Annotated in this window: 23 protein-coding genes; 6 read left to right on the top strand and 17 right to left on the bottom strand. The window is 42.4% G+C overall.

The genetic code is table 11. The features are described from left to right. Positions 1-60 precede the first annotated feature (60 nt). The 3 genes from efp to nusB are packed head-to-tail and all read left to right on the top strand — an operon-like array spanning position 61 to position 1450. Entirely contained in the window at positions 61-621 is a 561-nt protein-coding gene (gene efp / locus AC6I9F_RS08170; protein WP_000568643.1) for an elongation factor P, read from the top strand. A gap of 21 nt (positions 622-642) precedes the next feature. Then, entirely contained in the window at positions 643-1032 is a 390-nt protein-coding gene (locus AC6I9F_RS08175; protein WP_498021598.1) for an Asp23/Gls24 family envelope stress response protein, read from the top strand. After that, complete coding sequence (gene nusB, locus AC6I9F_RS08180; RefSeq protein WP_449161060.1) at positions 1025-1450, top strand: transcription antitermination factor NusB; 426 nt, start codon at positions 1025-1027, stop codon at positions 1448-1450. Before AC6I9F_RS08175 ends, nusB begins: the two co-directional genes overlap by 8 nt. A 253-nt stretch (positions 1451-1703) precedes the next feature. Here the strand turns inward: nusB and AC6I9F_RS08185 are convergent, their stop codons facing one another. The 13 genes from AC6I9F_RS08185 to AC6I9F_RS08245 form a co-directional block, all read right to left on the bottom strand. Then, positions 1704-2471, bottom strand: a complete 768-nt coding sequence (locus AC6I9F_RS08185) for an acetyl-CoA carboxylase carboxyl transferase subunit alpha (protein ID WP_498021600.1) — start codon at positions 2469-2471, stop codon at positions 1704-1706. Continuing rightward, positions 2468-3334 carry an acetyl-CoA carboxylase, carboxyltransferase subunit beta gene (accD, locus tag AC6I9F_RS08190; protein WP_498021602.1) on the bottom strand — a complete coding sequence of 289 codons (867 nt, stop codon included), beginning with the start codon at positions 3332-3334 and terminating at the stop codon, positions 2468-2470. The genes AC6I9F_RS08185 and accD overlap by 4 nt, the downstream gene beginning before the upstream one ends. Before the next feature lie 36 nt (positions 3335-3370). Then, a complete protein-coding gene (locus AC6I9F_RS08195) occupies positions 3371-4738 on the bottom strand; it encodes an acetyl-CoA carboxylase biotin carboxylase subunit (protein WP_218774119.1) in 1368 nt (455 codons plus the stop codon). An 11-nt stretch (positions 4739-4749) separates the two neighbouring features. Next, positions 4750-5172 carry a 3-hydroxyacyl-ACP dehydratase FabZ gene (gene fabZ, locus AC6I9F_RS08200; RefSeq protein ID WP_000565515.1) on the bottom strand — a complete coding sequence of 141 codons (423 nt, stop codon included), beginning with the start codon at positions 5170-5172 and terminating at the stop codon, positions 4750-4752. Further along, positions 5169-5654, bottom strand: coding sequence for an acetyl-CoA carboxylase biotin carboxyl carrier protein (accB, locus tag AC6I9F_RS08205; protein ID WP_498021604.1), 486 nt, complete (start codon positions 5652-5654; stop codon positions 5169-5171). The genes fabZ and accB overlap by 4 nt, the downstream gene beginning before the upstream one ends. Positions 5655-5656: 2 nt before the next feature. Next, positions 5657-6892 carry a beta-ketoacyl-ACP synthase II gene (fabF, locus tag AC6I9F_RS08210; RefSeq protein WP_498021606.1) on the bottom strand — a complete coding sequence of 412 codons (1236 nt, stop codon included), beginning with the start codon at positions 6890-6892 and terminating at the stop codon, positions 5657-5659. A gap of 21 nt (positions 6893-6913) precedes the next feature. Beyond that, positions 6914-7645: a 3-oxoacyl-[acyl-carrier-protein] reductase gene (gene fabG, locus AC6I9F_RS08215; RefSeq protein ID WP_498021608.1), complete on the bottom strand. Its 732-nt coding sequence runs from the start codon at positions 7643-7645 to the stop codon at positions 6914-6916. Positions 7646-7685: 40 nt separating this feature from the next. Beyond that, on the bottom strand, positions 7686-8609 hold the full coding sequence (fabD, locus tag AC6I9F_RS08220; RefSeq protein ID WP_498021610.1) for an ACP S-malonyltransferase: 924 nt from the start codon (positions 8607-8609) through the stop codon (positions 7686-7688). Beyond that, the gene (fabK, locus tag AC6I9F_RS08225) at positions 8602-9576 is read right to left on the bottom strand and encodes an enoyl-[acyl-carrier-protein] reductase FabK (protein WP_000857440.1); all 975 of its coding nucleotides are present in this window, start codon (positions 9574-9576) and stop codon (positions 8602-8604) included. The genes fabD and fabK overlap by 8 nt, the downstream gene beginning before the upstream one ends. Positions 9577-9692: 116 nt before the next feature. Continuing rightward, positions 9693-9917: an acyl carrier protein gene (locus AC6I9F_RS08230; RefSeq protein WP_000257838.1), complete on the bottom strand. Its 225-nt coding sequence runs from the start codon at positions 9915-9917 to the stop codon at positions 9693-9695. A 58-nt stretch (positions 9918-9975) separates the two neighbouring features. Further along, on the bottom strand, positions 9976-10950 hold the full coding sequence (locus AC6I9F_RS08235) for a beta-ketoacyl-ACP synthase III (RefSeq protein ID WP_498021613.1): 975 nt from the start codon (positions 10948-10950) through the stop codon (positions 9976-9978). Beyond that, the gene (gene fabT, locus AC6I9F_RS08240; protein ID WP_000386353.1) at positions 10950-11384 is read right to left on the bottom strand and encodes a fatty acid biosynthesis transcriptional regulator FabT; all 435 of its coding nucleotides are present in this window, start codon (positions 11382-11384) and stop codon (positions 10950-10952) included. The genes AC6I9F_RS08235 and fabT overlap by 1 nt, the downstream gene beginning before the upstream one ends. Positions 11385-11477: 93 nt before the next feature. Continuing rightward, positions 11478-12263: an enoyl-CoA hydratase gene (locus tag AC6I9F_RS08245; protein WP_498021615.1), complete on the bottom strand. Its 786-nt coding sequence runs from the start codon at positions 12261-12263 to the stop codon at positions 11478-11480. Positions 12264-12474: 211 nt separating this feature from the next. Between AC6I9F_RS08245 and AC6I9F_RS08250 the strand changes: the two genes are divergently transcribed. Together AC6I9F_RS08250 and AC6I9F_RS08255 are read left to right on the top strand one after the other, a co-directional pair. Beyond that, positions 12475-13839, top strand: a complete 1365-nt coding sequence (locus AC6I9F_RS08250; RefSeq protein WP_498021617.1) for an aspartate kinase — start codon at positions 12475-12477, stop codon at positions 13837-13839. Between the two features lie 2 nt (positions 13840-13841). Beyond that, a complete protein-coding gene (locus AC6I9F_RS08255; RefSeq protein WP_498021619.1) occupies positions 13842-14195 on the top strand; it encodes a DUF956 family protein in 354 nt (117 codons plus the stop codon). Between the two features lie 234 nt (positions 14196-14429). Here AC6I9F_RS08255 and AC6I9F_RS08260 read toward each other — a convergent pair whose 3' ends face one another. Further along, positions 14430-15596 carry an IS30 family transposase gene (locus AC6I9F_RS08260; RefSeq protein WP_000160552.1) on the bottom strand — a complete coding sequence of 389 codons (1167 nt, stop codon included), beginning with the start codon at positions 15594-15596 and terminating at the stop codon, positions 14430-14432. Between the two features lie 374 nt (positions 15597-15970). Here AC6I9F_RS08260 and serS point away from each other — a divergent pair, with 374 nt between their 5' ends. Next, complete coding sequence (gene serS, locus AC6I9F_RS08265; RefSeq protein WP_033686469.1) at positions 15971-17245, top strand: serine--tRNA ligase; 1275 nt, start codon at positions 15971-15973, stop codon at positions 17243-17245. Positions 17246-17268: 23 nt separating this feature from the next. On the opposite strand, the gene AC6I9F_RS08270 is transcribed toward serS, so the two are convergent. From AC6I9F_RS08270 to AC6I9F_RS08280, 3 genes are all read right to left on the bottom strand, one after another. After that, on the bottom strand, positions 17269-18168 hold the full coding sequence (locus AC6I9F_RS08270) for a TDT family transporter (protein WP_498021621.1): 900 nt from the start codon (positions 18166-18168) through the stop codon (positions 17269-17271). A 109-nt stretch (positions 18169-18277) separates the two neighbouring features. Further along, complete coding sequence (locus AC6I9F_RS08275; RefSeq protein WP_004256949.1) at positions 18278-18826, bottom strand: carboxymuconolactone decarboxylase family protein; 549 nt, start codon at positions 18824-18826, stop codon at positions 18278-18280. A gap of 131 nt (positions 18827-18957) precedes the next feature. Further along, positions 18958-20280, bottom strand: a complete 1323-nt coding sequence (locus tag AC6I9F_RS08280; RefSeq protein WP_498021623.1) for an alanine/glycine:cation symporter family protein — start codon at positions 20278-20280, stop codon at positions 18958-18960. Positions 20281-20360 lie beyond the last annotated feature (80 nt).

Below are 20360 nucleotides of genomic sequence, written 5' to 3' on the forward strand. Positions count from 1 at the left end.
ATTTCCAGAAGATTTTATGGTAAAATGAAGAGTAATAATATTTATTAAAGAGGTAAAAACATGATTGAAGCAAGCAAATTGAAAGCTGGTATGACATTTGAAACTGCAGACGGAAAATTGATCCGCGTTTTAGAAGCTAGCCACCACAAACCAGGTAAAGGGAACACGATCATGCGTATGAAATTGCGTGATGTCCGTACTGGTTCTACATTTGACACAAGCTACCGTCCAGAAGAAAAATTCGAACAAGCTATTATCGAGACTGTTCCAGCTCAATACTTGTACAAAATGGATGAAACTGCCTACTTCATGAACACTGAAACTTACGACCAATACGAAATCCCAGTCGTAAACGTTGAAAATGAATTGCTTTACATCCTTGAAAACTCTGATGTAAAAATCCAATTCTACGGAACTGAAGTGATCGGTGTAACTGTACCAACTACTGTTGAATTGACAGTTGCTGAAACACAACCATCTATCAAAGGTGCTACTGTTACAGGTTCTGGTAAACCAGCAACTATGGAAACTGGACTTGTTGTCAACGTTCCTGACTTCATCGAAGCTGGACAAAAATTGATCATCAACACTGCAGAAGGAACTTACGTTTCTCGTGCCTAATCTCTAGAAAGAGGTCATTCTATGGGAATTGAAGAACAATTTGGCGAAATCGTTATCGCTCCACGTGTACTTGAAAAAATCATTGCTATCGCAACTGCTAAAGTTGATGGTGTCCACTCATTTTCAAATAAATCCGTATCTGACACCCTATCAAAACTCTCTCTTGGTCGTGGCGTCTACTTAAAAGAAAGCAACGAAGAACTAACTGCTGACATCTATCTCTACCTTGAGTACGGTGTGAAAGTACCTAAAGTTGCTATGGCTATCCAAAAAGCTGTTAAGGACGCTGTTCGTAATATGGCTGATGTGGAACTTGCTGTTGTCAATATTCACGTTGCGGGAATCGTTCCAGACAAAACACCAAAACCTGAGTTGAAAGATCTGTTTGACGAGGACTTCCTCAATGACTAGTCCATTATTAGAATCCAGACGTGAACTTCGTAAATGCGCTTTTCAAGCTCTTATGAGCCTTGAATTCGGAACAGATATGGAAACTGCTTGTCGCTTTGCCTACACACATGACCGTGAAGATGAAGATGTGCAAATCCCAGCCTTTCTTCTAAACTTGGTTTCTGGTATCCAAGCTCAAAAAGAAGAGTTGGATAAACAAATCAACCAGCACCTCAAATCAGGCTGGACAGTTGAACGCTTGACCTTGGTCGAAAAAAATTTACTACGCTTGGGTATCTTTGAAATCACATCATTTGATACACCTCAGCTAGTAGCAGTCAATGAAGCCATTGAACTCGCCAAAAATTTTTCAGATCAAAAATCAGCCCGCTTTATCAATGGACTGCTTAGTCAATTTGTAACTGAAGAAAATGAATAATCGAAAAGGTGTTTGGTCTTCCAAGCACCTTTTTTCTTCGTCCTTTATACAGAGTAATACTCTTCAAAAATCTCTTCAAACCGCGTCAGCGTCGGCTTGTCGTATAGATGTTACTGACTTCGTCAGTTCTATCTGCAACCTCAAAACAGTGTTTTGAGCAGCCTGCGGCTAGTTTCCTAGTTTGTTCTTTGATTTTCATTGAGTATAAGAAGCACATAAAAACTAGAACTGACTGCCAGTTCTAGTTTTTGTATTAGTATTTTCTAAATCGTTGATAGCGTTCTTCCAACAACTCTTCTAACGATTTTTGTGAAAGTAGAGCTAGCTCAGTTTGGAGTTCTTTTTTAACATTCTTAATCAATTCTTTGCTAGAAAGTCCTGCTTCAGAAATCACCTTGTCTACTACGTCCATTTCTAACAGTTCGTGTGAAGTGATTTTCATCAGTTCTGCCGCTTCCATGGCACGACTGCCGTCCTTCCATAGAATGGAAGCAAAGCCTTCTGGGCTGAGAATAGCATAGATAGAATTTTCCAGCATCCAGACACGGTCCGCCACGGCCAGAGCCAGAGCTCCACCTGAACCACCTTCACCGATAATGATGGCGATAATCGGAACTTTCAGGTCACTCATTTCCATGAGATTGCGAGCGATGGCTTCCCCTTGACCACGTTCTTCCGCTCCCACACCAGGATAGGCACCTGCTGTATTGATAAAGGTCACAACTGGACGGCCAAATTTTTCAGCCTGTTTCATCAACCGTAGAGCCTTGCGGTAGCCTTCTGGATGCGGTTGTCCAAAATTCCGTTTGAGGTTGTCTTGCAAACTCTTGCCTTTTTGGATACCAACCACTGTTACAGCTTGGTCACCAAGCCAGCCAATACCACCAACAACTGCACCATCATCGCGAAAAGAACGGTCACCATGTAATTGGATAAATTCATCAAAAATGCCTGTCGCAAAGTCCAAGGTTGTCAAGCGACTCTGCTCACGCGCTTCTCTGACTATTTTTGCAATATTCATCTAGGACTCCCTCCGTGCAATCTGACTAGGCTAGCAATGGTGTCTGGTAAATCTCTTCTTTTGACAATCGTATCCACAAAGCCATGTTCCAATAGGAATTCTGCCTTTTGGAAATCCTCAGGCAAGCTTTCACGAACCGTATTTTCAATGACACGACGCCCAGCAAAACCAACCAAACTCTGGGGTTCAGCCAAAATGATATCCCCTTCCATAGCGAAAGAAGCCGTTACACCACCTGTCGTTGGATCTGTCAAAATGGTCAGGTAAAAGAGGCCTGCATTTGAATGACGTTTAACTGCTGCAGAAATCTTGGCCATCTGCATGAGACTCATGATTCCTTCCTGCATACGGGCGCCACCAGAGGCTGTGAAGAGAACAACTGGCAATTTTTCAACAGTCGCATACTCAAACAAACGAGTGATTTTTTCCCCTACAACTGTACCCATAGAAGCCATGATAAAGTTAGAATCCATAATCCCAAGAGCCACAGTCTGACCTTTTATAAGAGCAGTTCCTGTCACAACAGCTTCATCCAGCCCTGTTTTTTCACGCATAGATGCCAGTTTCTTTTGGTAACCAGGGAAATGCAAGGGATCCTTGCTTTCAATCCCTGTAAACAATTCTTTGAAGGTTCCCATATCAATCGTCAAGGCCAAGCGTTCTTGGGCAGAAATACGAAAGGTGTAGCTACAATGTGGACAGATACGCTCACTTCCCAGATCCTTCTGATAGATGGTATGCTTACAGCCCGGACACTGGGAAAATAATTCATCTGGAACCTCTGGCTTGGCTTGAGGTTTTTCCCTAACCGAACGATTGGGATTGATTCGAATATACTTATCTTTTTTACTAAATAGAGCCATTGATTCCCCTTTTCGGTTTAAACTCTTGAAGTCATTTTATTCTTTTTCTTGATATTTGGGTAAGAAGGTTTCCATCAAGAAGGAAGTATCGTAATCTCCAGCAATGACATTGCGATCTGAAATGAGGTCAAGCTGGAAATCTGCATTGGTCTGCACCCCTTCAATCTCTAATTCATATAGGGCACGTTGCATTTTCATCAAGGCATCAAAACGATTTTCACCGTGAACGATGATTTTGGCAATCATACTATCATAATAAGGTGGAATGGTATAACCTGGATAAACTGCTGAATCCACGCGCAAGCCAACTCCACCACTTGGAAGATAGAGATTGGTGATCTTACCTGGACTTGGAGCAAAGTTGAAGGCTGGGTTTTCTGCATTGATACGACACTCGATGGCATGACCGCGTAGGACAATATCTTCTTGCTTAACAGACAAAGGCTGACCTGCCGCAATGCGAATCTGTTCCTTAACGATATCCACACCTGAAACAAACTCTGTTACTGGATGCTCTACCTGAACACGAGTATTCATTTCCATGAAATAGAATTTTCCACTGGCTTCATCAAGAAGAAACTCAATGGTCCCTGCATTTTCATAACCAACAGACTCTGCCGCTCGAACAGCCGCAGCACCGATTTCATGACGCAGCGTTTTTCCGATTGCAATTGAAGGACTTTCTTCCAAAACCTTTTGATTATTTCGTTGAAGAGAACAATCTCGTTCACCCAAGTGAATCACATTTCCGTGTTCATCTCCTAGGATTTGAACCTCGATGTGGCGAGCTGGATAGATAACCCGTTCAATGTACATGGCACCATTGCCATAGTTGGCCTTGGCTTCGCTAGAAGCAGTTTCAAAGGCTGAAACAAGGTCTTCTGGTTTTTCAACCTTACGAATCCCTTTACCACCTCCACCTGCTGAAGCCTTAAGCATAACAGGATAGCCAATTTTTTCAGCAACAGTCAAAGCTTCCTCAGAGTTATGCACTTCTCCATCTGAACCTGGTATGACAGGCACGCCTGCTTTAATCATCTGAGCGCGCGCATTGATCTTATCCCCCATCATATCCATAACATGACCAGATGGGCCGATAAACTTGATTCCCACCTCTTCACACATAGTTGCAAATTTGGAATTTTCACTGAGAAATCCAAAACCTGGGTGAATGGCTTCTGCTTCAGTCAAGACTGCGGCTGATAGAACCGCGTTAATATTGAGATAAGACTCTGTTGCCTTGCCAGGACCGATACAAACTGCTTCATCTGCCAAAAGCGTATGAAGGGCTTCCTTATCAGCAGTTGAATAAACCGCTACCGTCGCAATCCCCAATTCACGCGCCGCACGGATGATACGAACCGCAATTTCACCACGATTGGCAATTAAAATTTTTCGAAACATGGAGAACCTCCTTAGTTCCCAATTGCAAAGGTAAGAGTACCACTAGCTGCAAGCTTGCCATCCACTTCAGCCTTTGCTTCAACCACGGCTATGGTGCCACGACGTTTTACAAAAGTCGCTGTCATAACCAATTGGTCGCCTGGTACAACTTGCTTCTTGAATTTGACCTTATCCATACCAGCGTAAAAGACCAGTTTTCCTTTATTTTCAGGTTTTGACAACTCCAACACACCAGCTGTTTGCGCCAAGGCTTCCATGATCAGAACACCTGGCATAACTGGATATTGAGGAAAGTGACCGTTAAAGAAAGGCTCGTTGATGGTCACATTTTTGATAGCAACAATAGTATCCTCGCTCACTTCCAACACACGGTCCACTAGGAGCATAGGATAACGGTGGGGAAGGGCTTCTTTGATTCCTTGAATATCGATCATTTGATGCGTACCAATCCTTTACCAAACTCAACCATTTCTTCGTTAGAAACAAGAATTTCCGTTACCACACCATCCTTAGGAGCTGGGATTTCATTCATGACTTTCATGGCTTCGATAATCACTAGTGTTTGACCTTTTTTGACACTATCACCAACTGTAACGAAGGCAGGTTTATCTGGGCCAGCAGCCAAGTAAGCCACCCCAACAAGTGGGCTCTCTACAATATCTCCCTCAGCAGCCACACTTGCTTCAGCTGGCGCTGAAGTTTCTTCCACTACAGTTTCTGCTGGAGCAGATGTAGGAGCTACTGGACTCGGTGTTGCTTGAACGGGTGCTGGAGCGACTTGAGCTGTAACTTCAGGCACAAGTCTAGCTTCATTCTTGCTGAACTGCAACTCATCCGTCCCATTTTTATAAGAAAATTCTCTCAAACTTGACTGGTCAAATTGGGCCATCAAGTCTTTAATATCGTTTAAATTCATACTTATTTATTCTCCCAACGTTTGAAAGCAAGAACTGCATTGTGGCCACCAAAACCAAAGGTATTTGAAATAGCGTATGGAATTTCTTGCTCCAAGCCTTGTCCATAAACGACATTGGCTTCGATATAGTCTGATACTTCGCTTGTGCCAGCTGTCATTGGTACAAAGTTATGACGCATAGCTTCAATTGTGACGATAGCTTCTACCGCACCTGCAGCACCTAGCAAATGTCCTGTGAAAGACTTGGTTGATGATACAGGCACTTCCTTACCAAGAACAGCTACGATCGCACCACTTTCTCCTTTTTCATTAGCAGGAGTTGATGTTCCGTGAGCATTGACATAGGCTACTTGCTCTGGAGAAATCTCAGCTTCTTCCAAGGCTAGTTTGATGGCCTTGATAGCTCCTTGACCTTCTGGATGTGGTGAAGTCATGTGGTAGGCATCACAGGTATTTCCATAACCAACCACTTCAGCAAGGATAGTTGCCCCACGTTTTTCAGCGTGTTCCAGACTTTCAAGAACCAACATCCCTGAACCTTCACCCATAACAAAACCGTTACGGTCCTTATCAAATGGAATAGAAGCACGAGTTGGATCCTCTGTAGTAGAGAGAGCTGTCAGGGCTTGGAAACCAGCAATAGCAAAAGGGGTAATAGAAGCTTCTGAACCACCTACCAACATAACATCTTGGAAACCAAACTTAATTGAGCGGAAGGCATCCCCAATCGCGTCATTTGATGAAGCGCAGGCAGTATTGATGGATTTACAAACACCGTTTGCTCCAAAACGCATAGCAACATTTCCTGAAGCCATATTTGGCAAGGCTTTTGGAAGGGTCAATGGTTTCACACGTTTTGGTCCTTTGTCATTTAGGCGAAGCACTTGATCTTCGATTTCTTTGATTCCACCAATACCAGAGGCCACGATAACACCAAAACGATCTTTATCAAGGGCCTCCACATCAAGACCTGCATGATTGACAGCTTCTTGAGCCGCATACAAGGCATACAAAGAGTAGTTATCGAAACGATTGGTATCTTTCTTAACAAAGTATTTATCAAAAGGAAAATCTTGGATTTCTGCCGCATTATGCACATCAAAGTTACTATGATCAAATTTTGTAATTGGACCAATTCCGATTTTTCCACTTGTCAAACTATTCCAAAATTCTTCTGGTGTATTTCCGATTGGAGATGTTACTCCATAACCTGTTACTACTACGCGATTTAGTTTCATCTTTTTTACCTCTAGCTTCTGCTACATACTGAGGCCGCCATCAATGGCAACCACTTGACCAGTTAGATAATCTTGGCCTGCTAAAAATACTGTCAAATCTGCAACCTGCTCTGCCTGACCAAATTCTTTCATAGGAATTTGCGCCAGCATGGCATCTTTTACCTTGTCCGATAGGACAGCTGTCATATCAGACTCAATCATTCCTGGTGCAATAGCATTAACCCTGATATTGCGATTGGCCACTTCACGAGCCACAGACTTGGTAAAACCAATCAAACCAGCCTTAGAAGCTGCATAGTTAGCTTGACCGATATTTCCCATCAAACCAACAACACTAGACATATTAATGATAGCACCTTCTCTGGCTTTCATCATCGGTTTCAAGACTGATTGTGTCATGTTAAAGGCACCAGTCAGATTAACCTTGAGAACTTTTTCAAAATCTGCTTCTGTCATCTTGAGCATCAGGGTATCTTGGGTAATCCCTGCATTGTTGACCAAAACGTCTACTGAACCCAGCTCTGCAATAGCTTGATCAACCATACGTTTAGCGTCTGCAAAATCGGATACATCTCCTGAAATGGGAACTACCTTGACACCATAGTCTGCAAACTCGGCTAGCAAGTCCTCTGAAATTGCCCCACGGCTGTTTAAGGCAATGTTGGCTCCTGCTTGTGCAAACTTGTGGGCAATGGCAAGACCAATACCACGACTCGAACCTGTAATAAAGATATTTTTGTTTTTTAGTTGCATTCTTTTCTCCTGTTTCCTCTTGTATTTATGGGAGAAGGGATTACTCGTTTTCTAGCAAGGCTTCCAAACTCGCCTGATCTTCAACATTGGCTAGTTTAGCTGTCTTATCAATTTTTTTGACAAAGCCTGACAAGACTTTCCCCGGTCCAATCTCGATAAAGTTGGTTACGCCTGCTTCTTGCATAACCGCAATACTTTCATAGAAACGAACTGGCTCCTTGACCTGACGCGTCAAGAGTCGAGCGATGTCTTCTTTTTTCATGACAGCAGCTTCTGTATTGCCGACTAGGGGACAAGTAAAATCTGAAAAACTTACCTGAGCTAGAGTTTCAGCTAGTTTCTGACTAGCAGACTCAAGGAGAGCGGTATGAAAGGGACCTGACACCTTGAGAGGAATCAAGCGTTTGGCACCTGCTTCTTGCAAGAGTTCAACAGCTCGATCAACTGCAACCACTTCTCCACCAATCACGATTTGTGCAGGTGTATTATAGTTTGCTGGGGTAACCACTCCAAGTTCAGAAGCTTTTTGACAGGCTTCTTCAATGACCTCTACTGGTGTATTGAGAACAGCCACCATCTTGCCAGAGCCAGCAGGAGCCGCTTCTTCCATATAGGCTCCACGCTTAGCGACCAAAGCCACCGCATCTTCAAAATCCAAAGCGCCACTAGCTACCAAGGCAGAGTATTCTCCAAGAGACAAACCAGCAATCATATCTGGCTGATAGCCCTTTTCTTGCAATAAACGGTAGATAGCAACTGAAGTTGCTAAAATAGCTGGTTGCGTATAGCGGGTCTGATTGAGTTTTTCTTCTTCCGTATCAATGAGATGACGCAAATCATAACCGAGTACCTGACTCGCTTGATCAATCGTTTCTTTGACAATCGGGTAGTGATCATAGAGATCCCGTCCCATACCTAGATACTGGGCACCTTGACCAGCAAATAAAAAGGCCGTTTTAGTCATTTCTTACAACTCCTGCCCAACGAGAGGCTTCTTCTTGAATTTTCTTAGCTGCTCCGTAATACAAATCTTTTAGGATTTCTTCAACGGTTTCTTCTTTAGAAACAAGCCCTGCAATCTGACCTGCCATAACAGATCCGCCATCCACATCACCGTGAACAACTGCTTTGGCTAGGGCACCTGCTCCCATTTGTTCAAAGATTTCTAAATCAGGATTTTCCTGTTTAAAGGCATCTTTCTCAGCTTTTTCAAAATCACGAGTCAATTGATTTTTAATAGCACGAACAGCATGGCCAAAGTGTTGAGCTGAAATCGTAGTATCAATATCTCTAGCTTTTAAAATCTTGGCCTTGTAATTTGGATGTGCATTAGACTCTTTGGCAACGACAAAACGAGTTCCAACCTGAACAGCCTCTGCACCTAGCATAAAGCCAGCCGCAGCACCTTCACCATCCGCAATCCCTCCTGCCGCAATAACAGGAATAGATACAGCTGCCGCCACTTGACGCACCAAGGTCATGGTTGTTAATTTACCGATATGCCCCCCAGCTTCCATTCCTTCTGCAATAACAGCGTCCGCACCGATTTTTTCCATTCGCTTAGCTAGGGCAACACTTGGTACAACAGGAATGACTGTGATCCCGGCTTCATGGAAACGTTCCATGTATTTACCAGGATTTCCTGCGCCTGTTGTCACTACCTTAACACCTTCCTCGATAACAAGGTCTACAATATCTTCCACAAAGGGAGACAAGAGCATGATGTTGACACCAAAGGGTTTATCCGTTAACGATTTGATCTTGTCAATATTTGCCTTGACAACTTCTTTAGGGGCATTTCCCCCACCGATAATGCCTAGTCCCCCAGCTTTAGAAACAGCCCCTGCCAAATCACCATCAGCAACCCAGGCCATCCCTCCTTGAAAAATAGGATAATCAATATTCAATAATTCTGTAATACGCGTTTTCATAGTGCCTCCATCGTTTCTTGCTTACGTAATAGTTCGATACTGTCATAATTTGAAAATCAAACTATTGCCTAAACAAGAGGGAGCGGGTTTCCCTACTCCTTCTATTTATATTCTGCTTATTTTGTTTGCTCTTCAACGTAGGCAACCAAGTCACCAACTGTTTTCAAGTCATCTTCTGCTTCGATTTGGATATCAAAAGCATCTTCGATTTCTGAGATTACTTGGAACAAGTCCAATGAATCTGCGTCCAAATCATCAAAAGTTGATTCAAGTGTTACTTCTGATGCGTCTTTTCCAAGTTCTTCAACGATAATTTCTTGTACTTTTTCAAATACTGCCATGATAGGACTCCTTTAAAATAAATAGTTTTTTATAACAATGTGTTCACCACATGATTACCTAAATTGTAAGAATGAGCGTGCCCCAGGTCAAGCCTCCACCGAAGCCTGATAGCAGAACAGTCTGGCTACCATCTAAAGGGATGAGGCCTTGTTCTACACACTCTGAAAGTAAAATCGGGATACTGGCTGCACTGGTATTGCCATATTCCATCATATTAGCTGGAAGTTTGTCTCGGTCAACACCAATTTTTCTAGCCATCTTATCCAAAATACGGATATTAGCCTGATGCAGTAGCAGATAATCCAAGTCTGTCGCCTCTACAGGAGATTCATCAATAGTCTGCTTGATAGACTTGGCTACATCCCGAATAGCAAAATCAAAGACTGCGCGTCCATCCATCTTCAAAAATGAATCTACACTTTCTTGATCTGAAAATGGAGAATGTAAGCCTGAGTGTCCATAGGTCAGACACTCGCTGCGACTTCCATCACTATTGAGACTCTCCGCTAGGAAATGTTGCTTATCGCTAGCTTCTAACAAGACGCCACCAGCACCATCTCCAAACAAAACAGCTGTTGATCGGTCCGACCAATCGACTGCTTTAGAGAGGGTTTCACTACCAATCACCAAGCCTTTTTGAAAGCGACCAGAAGCGATAAACTTTTCAGCAGTTGAAAGAGCAAATACAAATCCACTGCAAGCAGCTGTTAGGTCAAAAGCAAAAGCTTTTTTTGCACCAATATTAGCTTGAACACGAGCAGCTGTAGAGGGCATCATCGAATCTGGAGTAATGGTAGCTAGGATGATAAAATCCAACTCCTCCCCTGTGATTCCTGCTTTTGTCATCAGTTTCTTAGCAACCTCTGTAGCCAAATCACTGGTAGATTCTGTTCTTGAAATATGCCTTTGTCGTATTCCCGTCCGACTTGAAATCCACTCATCATTGGTATCCATAATCTGAGCCAAGTCGTGATTTGTAACCACTTGCTCTGGCACATAATGAGCAACCTGGCTTATTTTTGCAAAAGCCATTATTTCAAATCCTCCAAAAATTGATAAAGATTGGTCAAACCTTTGCTCATAACATCAATTTCTTCCTTACTCATACCATCAATGATTTTTTCAACCATGGCCTTGTGGAAGCGTTTATGCAGCCTATGAACCAAGCGACCCTTCTTTGTCAAATGTAGATGCACCACACGACGATCCTGCTCTGAGCGAATGCGTTCAATGTAACCCTTGCGTTCGAGATTATTCAAACTAGTCGTAACTGTCCCAAGAGTCACCATCAACTCTTTTGACACTTGACTTGGTGTCACGTCTGGGAATTTCCCAATCACATCAATCGTATGCATTTCTTTGATGGAGATATCCTTGAAACGACTACCTCTCAAGCTCACTTCCTCAATGACAAGGACATTGTTAAATATAGATGTTAAATATTCATTAATTCGTTGGTAGTCCATTTTTCATATCCCTCCTTCTCAAAAAAACTTTTACAATCAAAACATTTGACAAGAGAATTATATCAAAGTTCAAAGAATGATGCAAGTATTTTTTTATTTTCCTGTAAATTTAGGTCTTCTTCTCTCCGAATGAGCTCGCACTCCTTCTTTGAAATCCTCTGTTTGAGCTAAGGATTCCTGTAGGTTCAGTTCTAAAGTAGCGTAATCCTGCCAGTCTTTAAATTGGCTCTCCCAAACCAACTTCTTAATGGCAGCATAGGAATTACTTGAACCACGTCTTAATTTTTTAAGAAGCTGTTCTCTCGTCTTTTCAAGTTTATCAGCTTCAGAAACGCGGTAAACCAATCCCCATTCTAGGGCTTTTTCTGCGGTCAAAGCCTCACCTGTCATGGCTAATTGAGTTGCACGCGTCACACCGATACTGCGACTCAAGAGATGAACTCCCCCTGCATCTGGAGCCAAGCCAACGCCAACAAAGGCTTGGATAAACTTAGCCTTATCCGTCGCCAGACAGAAATCTGCCGCAACAGCCATATTCGCTGCGGCACCTGCAACAGCACCGTCAACTTCCATTAAAACAGGCTTTGCAATTTGCTTGATTTTATAAGAAATAGCATTGACCAACTCTGCGATTTTTGTCAATGATGGAATATCATCCTCATCCACTGCCCGCTTCATCTCTACCAAATCTCCCCCAACAGAGAAGACTTTGCCATTCGCGTTGATTAAGACAAAATGCACAGCTGAATCCTCTTCCGCCAGAATCAAGGCTTCTAAAATTTCCTCACACATAGGAATATGAAAACCATTAGCGACATCAGGACGGTTTAAAGTAATAATTGCCAAATCCTCTTCAAGCTGATAAATAATATGTTCCATCTGGGCTCCTTTTTATTTTTATAAGCAAGTTAAATCATTTTATTAGCAAAGTATATCTTTTTCACTCTTAAAAAGCAAGAATAAGAATGTAATAAGTGTCTCAGCCGATTTTAGATTCCTTATCTTTCCCTGTAAAATAGCTTATTTTCTTCATTGAAAAAAGGCTTTCTTTCTGCTATAATCGTATAAAATACTTACTTTAGGAGTTCTTATGAAAGTTGTTAAATTTGGAGGTAGCTCTCTTGCCTCTGCTGGTCAATTAGAAAAAGTTTTAAACATCGTTAAAAGCGATCCAGAGCGTCGTTTTGTAGTTGTTTCTGCACCAGGAAAACGCAATGCTGAAGATACTAAGGTTACGGATGCCTTAATTAAATACTACCGCGACTATGTTGCTGGTAACGATATTAGTAAGAGTCAAAACTGGATTATCGACCGCTATGCTGCTATGGTTAGTGAACTAGGACTAAAACCTGCTGTTTTAGAAAAAATCTCTAAAAGCATTCGTGCCTTAGCCACTCTTCCTATTGATGAAAATAAATTTCTCTACGATACTTTCCTAGCAGCTGGTGAAAATAACAATGCTAAATTGATTGCTGCCTACTTTAATCAAAACGGGATCGATGCACGCTATGTGCACCCTAGAGAAGCTGGTATTGTGGTCACAAGTGAACCTGGTCACGCTCGCATCATTCCATCAAGTTATGACAAGATTGAAGAATTGACAAATGCAAATGAAGTCCTTGTCATTCCTGGTTTCTTTGGAGTTACCAAGGAAAATCAAATCTGTACCTTCTCACGTGGAGGATCAGACATTACAGGTTCTATCATTGCTGCTGGTGTCAAAGCTGACCTCTATGAAAACTTTACGGACGTTGATGGTATCTTTGCAGCCCACCCTGGTATTATCCACCAACCACACTCGATCCCTGAGTTGACCTACCGTGAAATGCGTGAATTGGCCTATGCAGGCTTCTCAGTCCTTCATGACGAAGCCCTTCTTCCTGCCTACCGTGGAAAAATCCCTCTGGTTATCAAGAATACCAACAACCCTGACCACCCAGGTACTCGTATCGTTCTAAAACATAGTAATGATGAATTTCCAGTTGTGGGAATTGCTGGTGACTCAGGCTTTGTCAGCATCAACATGTCTAAATACCTCATGAACCGTGAGGTGGGATTTGGACGCAAGGTTCTGCAAATCCTTGAAGATCTTAACATCGGTTGGGAACATATGCCAACAGGTATCGACGATCTTTCGATTATCCTCCGTTCTCGAGAACTAACTCCTATCAAGGAAGAAGAAATCCTGCGTCAGTTGGTTCAAAAGGCTGAAGTAGACCATGCAGAAATCGAACACGACCTTTCTATCATTATGATTGTTGGAGAAAAAATGAAGAGTCATATTGGTGTCACTGCTACTGCGACACGCGCTCTATCTGAAAATAAGATCAATATCCAGATGATGTCTCAAGGTTCTAGTGAAGTTTCTATCATGTTTGTTGTCAATAAAGACCAAGAGAAAGCAGCAATCAAAGCCCTCTACAATGCCTTTTTCGGAGAAAGTAAGGAAGACTAATCATGGCCCAATCACTTAATAAAACAGTGCTTCTCAGCACGACAGGCACTTCCTACCTCTCTATCGCTGGAAAAGTTGGGAAATTCCTTGTCGGAGATCAGGCCTTAGAATTTTACCCAGACGTCAATGTCGAACAATTTATCCAGATTCCTTGGGGGCATATCAATCAGATTGGAGCCAATGTCACTGGACGAAAAATCAGTCGCCACTTCGAAGTCTTTACAGACAGAGGAAAATTCCTCTTTGCATCAAAAGACTCAGGTGCCATTCTCAAAATTGCACGCGAAAAACTAGGCAATGACAAGGTCGTCAAACTTCCTACCCTGATTCAGACAATTGGTAAATTCCCAAACTAAGTTCTACTGCTAGTAGAAGTGGAAGTTAATCTGATAAAAATTGTAAAAACCAGTGGAAATCCATGTCAGGGTAAGTTCCACTGGTTTTACTAATGCTTGATTTTATTGCTTTTGTAGCCAAAATGAATCGAAAAAAAGAGCGCACAAAATCCTCTTATCTGAAAGCGTTTCAGATTAAGTTCCGCTATGGTGGAAGTTAGTGTGAGACGTTTGAATAGGGTTTTAGGTTAGTTTTTAGAACTTATGTTGGAGTAATTTAGAAGACTGACAGACGTCTTCTGCAGGTATTTTAGAAATACCGAGAAGCTTAGGAATTTCTTCTCCATAAGTAAAGGCAAAGAGTTCATAAGCTGACTTTCCATTCAAAGCAGCACGTTTGACGCTGTTGACATGAGAGCAGACGAGATTGATGTCCTCTTGAGTTAAATTGTCAAAAGAAGTTCCTTTAGGTAGAATGTCGCGAATCAGCGTGTGATTTTTCTCAATTCTCCCTTTCTGGTCAGAGCGATTAGGGTCACAAAAGAAGAGTTTACTCTCTCCTCGCACATCCATTTCGATGTCATCAACCCTGGCAAACTCTCCACCATTATCGGTAAGAATGACAGGGAAGAGTTGGAAGAAATCTTTGTCCGCTTGGTGAAGAGTGTTCTTGATGTCATAGAGATGTTTGGTAACCTCAAGGGCAGTTTTATTATCCAGAAGTCTAGCGAAGATAAAGTTACAGAAAGATAGATTGAAGGTGAGTAGGACTTTACCTCCCATTCTCCCCATAACTGTGTCCATTTCCAGCCAAGAGTCTAGTTGATTCAGTGCTAAATAGTTTTGGAAATCCTCATAGGAACGGCCTTTTTTAGCTTCTTTAGGGATGGAAGGTAGCTTACTTTTTCGTCTTTCTTTGAATTTAACGGCTCTGGCAAGATCAATCGGAGCGATAGATAGGTACCCTTTTCGGATGTGTCGATAGACAGTTGAGGAGCTGACATCAAGGTTATGAGTTTTGAGAATATGATAGATGTGTTGTCCTTTTTTAACCCCATCAGAAATGACTTTGTCCATGTCCCAGAAGGTCTTGGAATTGAGGGGAGTTCCTTCACGAGCTTCGCCAAGAGTTTGTTCGTATTGTTTTTGAGCTTGCTTAGCGAGGTAGAAGATCTTCTTATAGCCACAATTCTGTCTTCTTTTAGGGCAGCCGTTACAGACAAAGGGAGCTTTGTCGAGTAGAGGGCAAGGAAGGTTATGGCATGTAGACTCTCGGACTTGTCTGTTTCGTTTGACTTCTTTAGAAACAGTAGTCGGGTCTTTTAGAATGGATTGTCCAATAGCTTTGAAGGTTTCACTGCGCTCTAAACCTAATTGGATATCATTACGGTCTGAAAGGGTAAGGTGTTTATGTTTTGTCATAGTAGACCTCGTTTCTAACTCAAACGTCTCACACTTAATTCCACCATAAAAATCCGTTTTAGACTAATTTCCACTTTGGTCAGGCAAGTGGAAGTTACTTTGAGAAGTTACAGATTCAGACAATTGATCAAAAATTTAAAAATCTATTTGCAAAAAAGTAGAAACTTTAGTATAATCATAGCAACGGATAAGTAGGTTATCTTCTTCTTTCAGAAAGTCTGCGGGTGCTGCGAGCAGATAGGAGGGATAGGTGAAATTCTACCGTTAATAACAATTACATAAACAATCAAGTGCACACCTGTGAAGTTGGATGGAACCGTGGCCCTGCCACTCCAACGCTTTGTCAGGTGTGCTTTTTTCATAAAGGAGTTCTTATGTTAGATATCAAACGTATTCGTACAGACTTTGATGCTGTCGCAGAAAAATTAGCTACACGTGGTGTAGATGCTGCTGTCTTGAATGAAATGAAAGAAATCGATGCTAAACGTCGTGATATTTTGGTCAAGGTTGAAACTCTCAAAGCAGAACGCAACACAGTTTCTGCTGAGATTGCCCAAGCCAAACGCAACAAAGAAAATGCAGACGACAAGATTGCTGCTATGCAAACCCTATCTGCTGAAGTAAAAGCCTTGGATGCTGAATTGGCAGAAATCGATGCTAAATTGACAGAATTTACCACTACTCTTCCAAATATACCAGCTGACAGCGTTCCTGTTGGGGCTGACGAAGACGACAATGTGGAAGTTCGTCGTTGGGGCACTCCACGCGAGTTCGATTTCGAGCCAAAAGCTCACTGGGATCTTGGTGAAGACCTTGGTATCCTCGACTGGGAACGCGGTGGTAAGGTAACAGGCGCTCGTTTCCTCTTCTATAAAGGTCTCGGTGCTCGTTTGGAGCGTGCTATCTATAACTTTATGTTGGATGAACATGGAAAAGAAGGCTATACAGAAGTCATCACGCCTTACATGGTTAACCATGATTCTATGTTTGGGACTGGTCAATATCCAAAATTCAAGGAAGATACTTTTGAACTCAGCGACAGCAATTACGTCCTTATTCCTACAGCTGAAGTTCCTCTAACAAACTACTACCGTGATGAAATCCTTGACGGTAAAGACCTGCCAATCTACTTCACTGCTATGAGTCCATCATTCCGTTCTGAAGCGGGTTCTGCTGGTCGCGATACTCGTGGCTTGATTCGTTTGCACCAATTCCACAAGGTTGAAATGGTTAAATTTGCCAAACCAGAAGAATCTTACGAAGAATTGGAAAAAATGACAGCCAACGCTGAAAACATTCTTCAAAAACTTAACCTTCCATACCGTGTCGTTGCTCTCTCTACAGGAGATATGGGCTTCTCAGCTGCCAAGACTTACGACTTGGAAGTTTGGATTCCAGCTCAAAATACCTACCGTGAAATATCAAGCTGTTCAAATACAGAAGATTTCCAAGCCCGTCGTGCCCAAATCCGTTACCGTGATGAAGCAGATGGCAAGGTTAAATTGCTTCACACCTTGAACGGTTCTGGACTTGCAGTTGGACGTACAGTGGCTGCTATTCTTGAAAACTACCAAAATGCAGATGGTTCTGTGACCATTCCAGAAGCACTTCGTCCATACATGGGTGGAGCTGAAGTCATCAAACCATAAAAATAAGGTTTAGCTATTTCTAGCTAGACCTTTTTTCGTAACCAAATCAGATAAGCGCCTAATACAAAGAATAAAATAGTTAGACAAATAACGGTTTCAGCCACTACCAGATAATCCAGAAATGGAAGTTTCAAAATTCCCTGAGACATCTTGAGCGCGATAGCTGTGCTAATGGTTGGGAAGGGAAGGGCTGAGAAGGATGGTTGAAAGCCTTGTTTTAAAATATTGGGCAGGCGAGTTAAAACAAAGAAAAAGAAGGATTGAGAAGCCAAAATCATGACGATTAAGACCCAATTTGGTAAGCTCTCTCCTCCAACTCGAACAAGGGAAGCCAAGAGTAGAGAGAAAGGAGCACAGTAGATTCCTTCTTGCGCAAGCAAGGCTAGCGGGAGTGGATGTTTCTTTAAATCGCTATAAATAAGGGGATAGAGATAGAAGGTCAAGAGAAAACCAAAACTCAAGGTCGCATAGGCAATCTCGATGATGCCTACCAGAGGATAGGTCAAGGCTGCCACTGCTATCCCCACATAAAGCACCGTCCAGCTGGGAGTAGAGTTTACTCTCTTACATGGATAGGCAAATTTAATTGTAAAAATAACAATCAAGGCCCAATCCAAGAGAAAAGAAAACCACCAGAGTCCTTGCGCTACTATTGGCAAATGAGGGAAAATGCGAAAGACATAAGTCGATAAAATCATCCCAGCCATGGGAAAGGTCCCCATTCCTGACAAAAGAGGAGGCTTAGTCAACTCTTGCTTGGTTTCCTTCCAACTAAACAAATGCAAAATCAGAAAGTAAATCCACAAAATCAAACCTGTCAGACTAAGCAGATGGGACAGAATCGGTAACGTATCTAACATAAGATTTCCAGCTCCTGCCAAACCTAGCAAACAACCAGAAAATACCAAGGGGAGTTTTTTCATCTTAACCTCCAATAATCATGTCAGTTTCAGTATAGCATAAAAGTGCTTAAATGAGGGGATAAAAAAACGAAGTCCGATTATTTCAGACTTCATTTTACTCAGATATGAATTAAGCATAAGGTTGCAATTCTGGATTAATTGGGGTATTAGCTAGGTTGTTGGCATAGTTACAAAGGCTTGCTAGGCTGACACCAAGAACCACATCCAAGGCATTTTGTTGGGTGTAGCCAGCTTCTAAAAATTCAGATAAGGCTTCATCTCCTACACGACCCTTGGTATTGATAACCGCCAAGGTAAACTTAGCTAGGGTGTCCAATTTAGGATCTGTTTCAATTGGAGTACGATTGCGGAGGGCTTGCAAAAGGTCATCATTCATCTGGATTTGTTTGATGGAAAAGGCTGTGTGACCTGCGACGCAGAAGGCACAACCATTGGTTACGGCTGCTGTGATTTGCACCACTTCACGCTCAACGGGTGTCAAGCTGTTGCGACGGTTGATAGCTCCGACAGTACGGTAAGCCTCTAAAGCAGTCGGTGCATTAGCCAAGAGACCAATTAGGTTAGGAATATAGCCATTGTTATCTTTTTCTACTGTTTCAAGAACTTCTTTCACTTCTGCTGGTGCTGATTCGACTGTATGGATTGTAAATGTTGTCATCATAAAACCTCTTTTCATGTTGTTGAAATCTAGTCTATCACAGATTCTATACCGTGTATAATATATATTTTAAATTACACCGATAGAAATTTTTTATGAATGAAAAAAATCACACGAGCTGTGTGATTTCATTATTTATCAAAATACTTTTTAGTTTCAGCAATAACGACTGGTGACAAGACTAAGAGGGCAATCAAGTTTGGCAGAGCCATCAAGGCATTGACAATATCTGCGATAATCCAAACCATATCCAACTCGATAAATCCTCCCAACAAGACCATGAGCACAAAAACCACACGGTAGAGCCAGATAAAGCGAACCCCAAAGAGAAACTCAAAACAGCGTTCTCCATAGTAGTTCCAACCTAGAATCGTCGTAAAGGCAAAGAGCACAAGGAAGATGGTCAAAAGGGCAGGTCCAAAGTGTGAAAAGACTGTTGAGAAAGCAGACTGAGTCAAGGCAACCCCATTTAAGTCGCCACTCCAAACACCAGTTACCAAGATGGTCAAACCAGTCAGAGTACAGATAATGAGTGTATCAATAAAGGTTCCTGTCATGGAAATCAAACCTTGCTCTACTGGTTCATTTGTCTTAGCCGCAGCAGCTGCAATAGGAGCTGAACCTAGACCAGACTCATTTGAAAACACACCACGCGCCACACCATTTTGAATAGCCATTCGAATGGTAGCACCGGCAAATCCACCTACCGCAGCAACAGGACTAAATGCTGATGTCAAGATTAAAGCGATTGTGGCAGGGATTTTTTCGATATTAAAGAAAATAACTGTAAGAGTTCCCAAAATATAAATGATAGCCATAAAAGGAACAACGGTAGTTGAAACCTTTGAAATGGACTTGAGTCCACCAAAGACAGCAATCGCTACAAAGACAGACAAAACGAGAGCGGTGATGGCTGGCGAAATAGCCGTTGTATTTTGGATAGATTCTGTAATCGAGTTGACTTGGGTAAAGGTCCCGATTCCTAATAAAGCTACTAACACACCTGCCAGAGCAAAGAAGATAGCAAGGGGACGCCACTTTTCTCCCATCCCTAGAAGGATATAGTGCATGGGACCTCCCGCCACTGCACCATGGTCGTCCTTTGTGCGGTATTTAATAGCTAGTAGTCCTTCCGAATACTTAGTAGCCATCCCAAAGAAAGCAGCCATCCACATCCAAAAGAGGGCTCCTGGGCCACCGACCTTGATAGCCGTCGCCACCCCGATAATATTTCCCGTACCAACTGTAGCTGCGAGGGCTGTACACAAGGCCGCAAAACTGGATACATCGCCATGCCCCTTGTCCTTAGTAAAAATAAGCTGGAAGGCCTTGGGCAGACGCAAAACCTGCAAGAGGCCTAGACGGGCAGTTAGGTAAATCCCTGTTCCGACCAATAAAATCAAAAGGGGTGGGCCCCAAGCAAAAGCATCGATTGATTTAAGCAATTCTAACATTTCCTTCTCCTATCTTTTCAACCCCAAAAGAAAGAGCACATGCAAGATACATGTACTCTGGAATGCTTAGATAAATGCTA

This window comes from Streptococcus nakanonensis, from assembly GCF_059738785.1.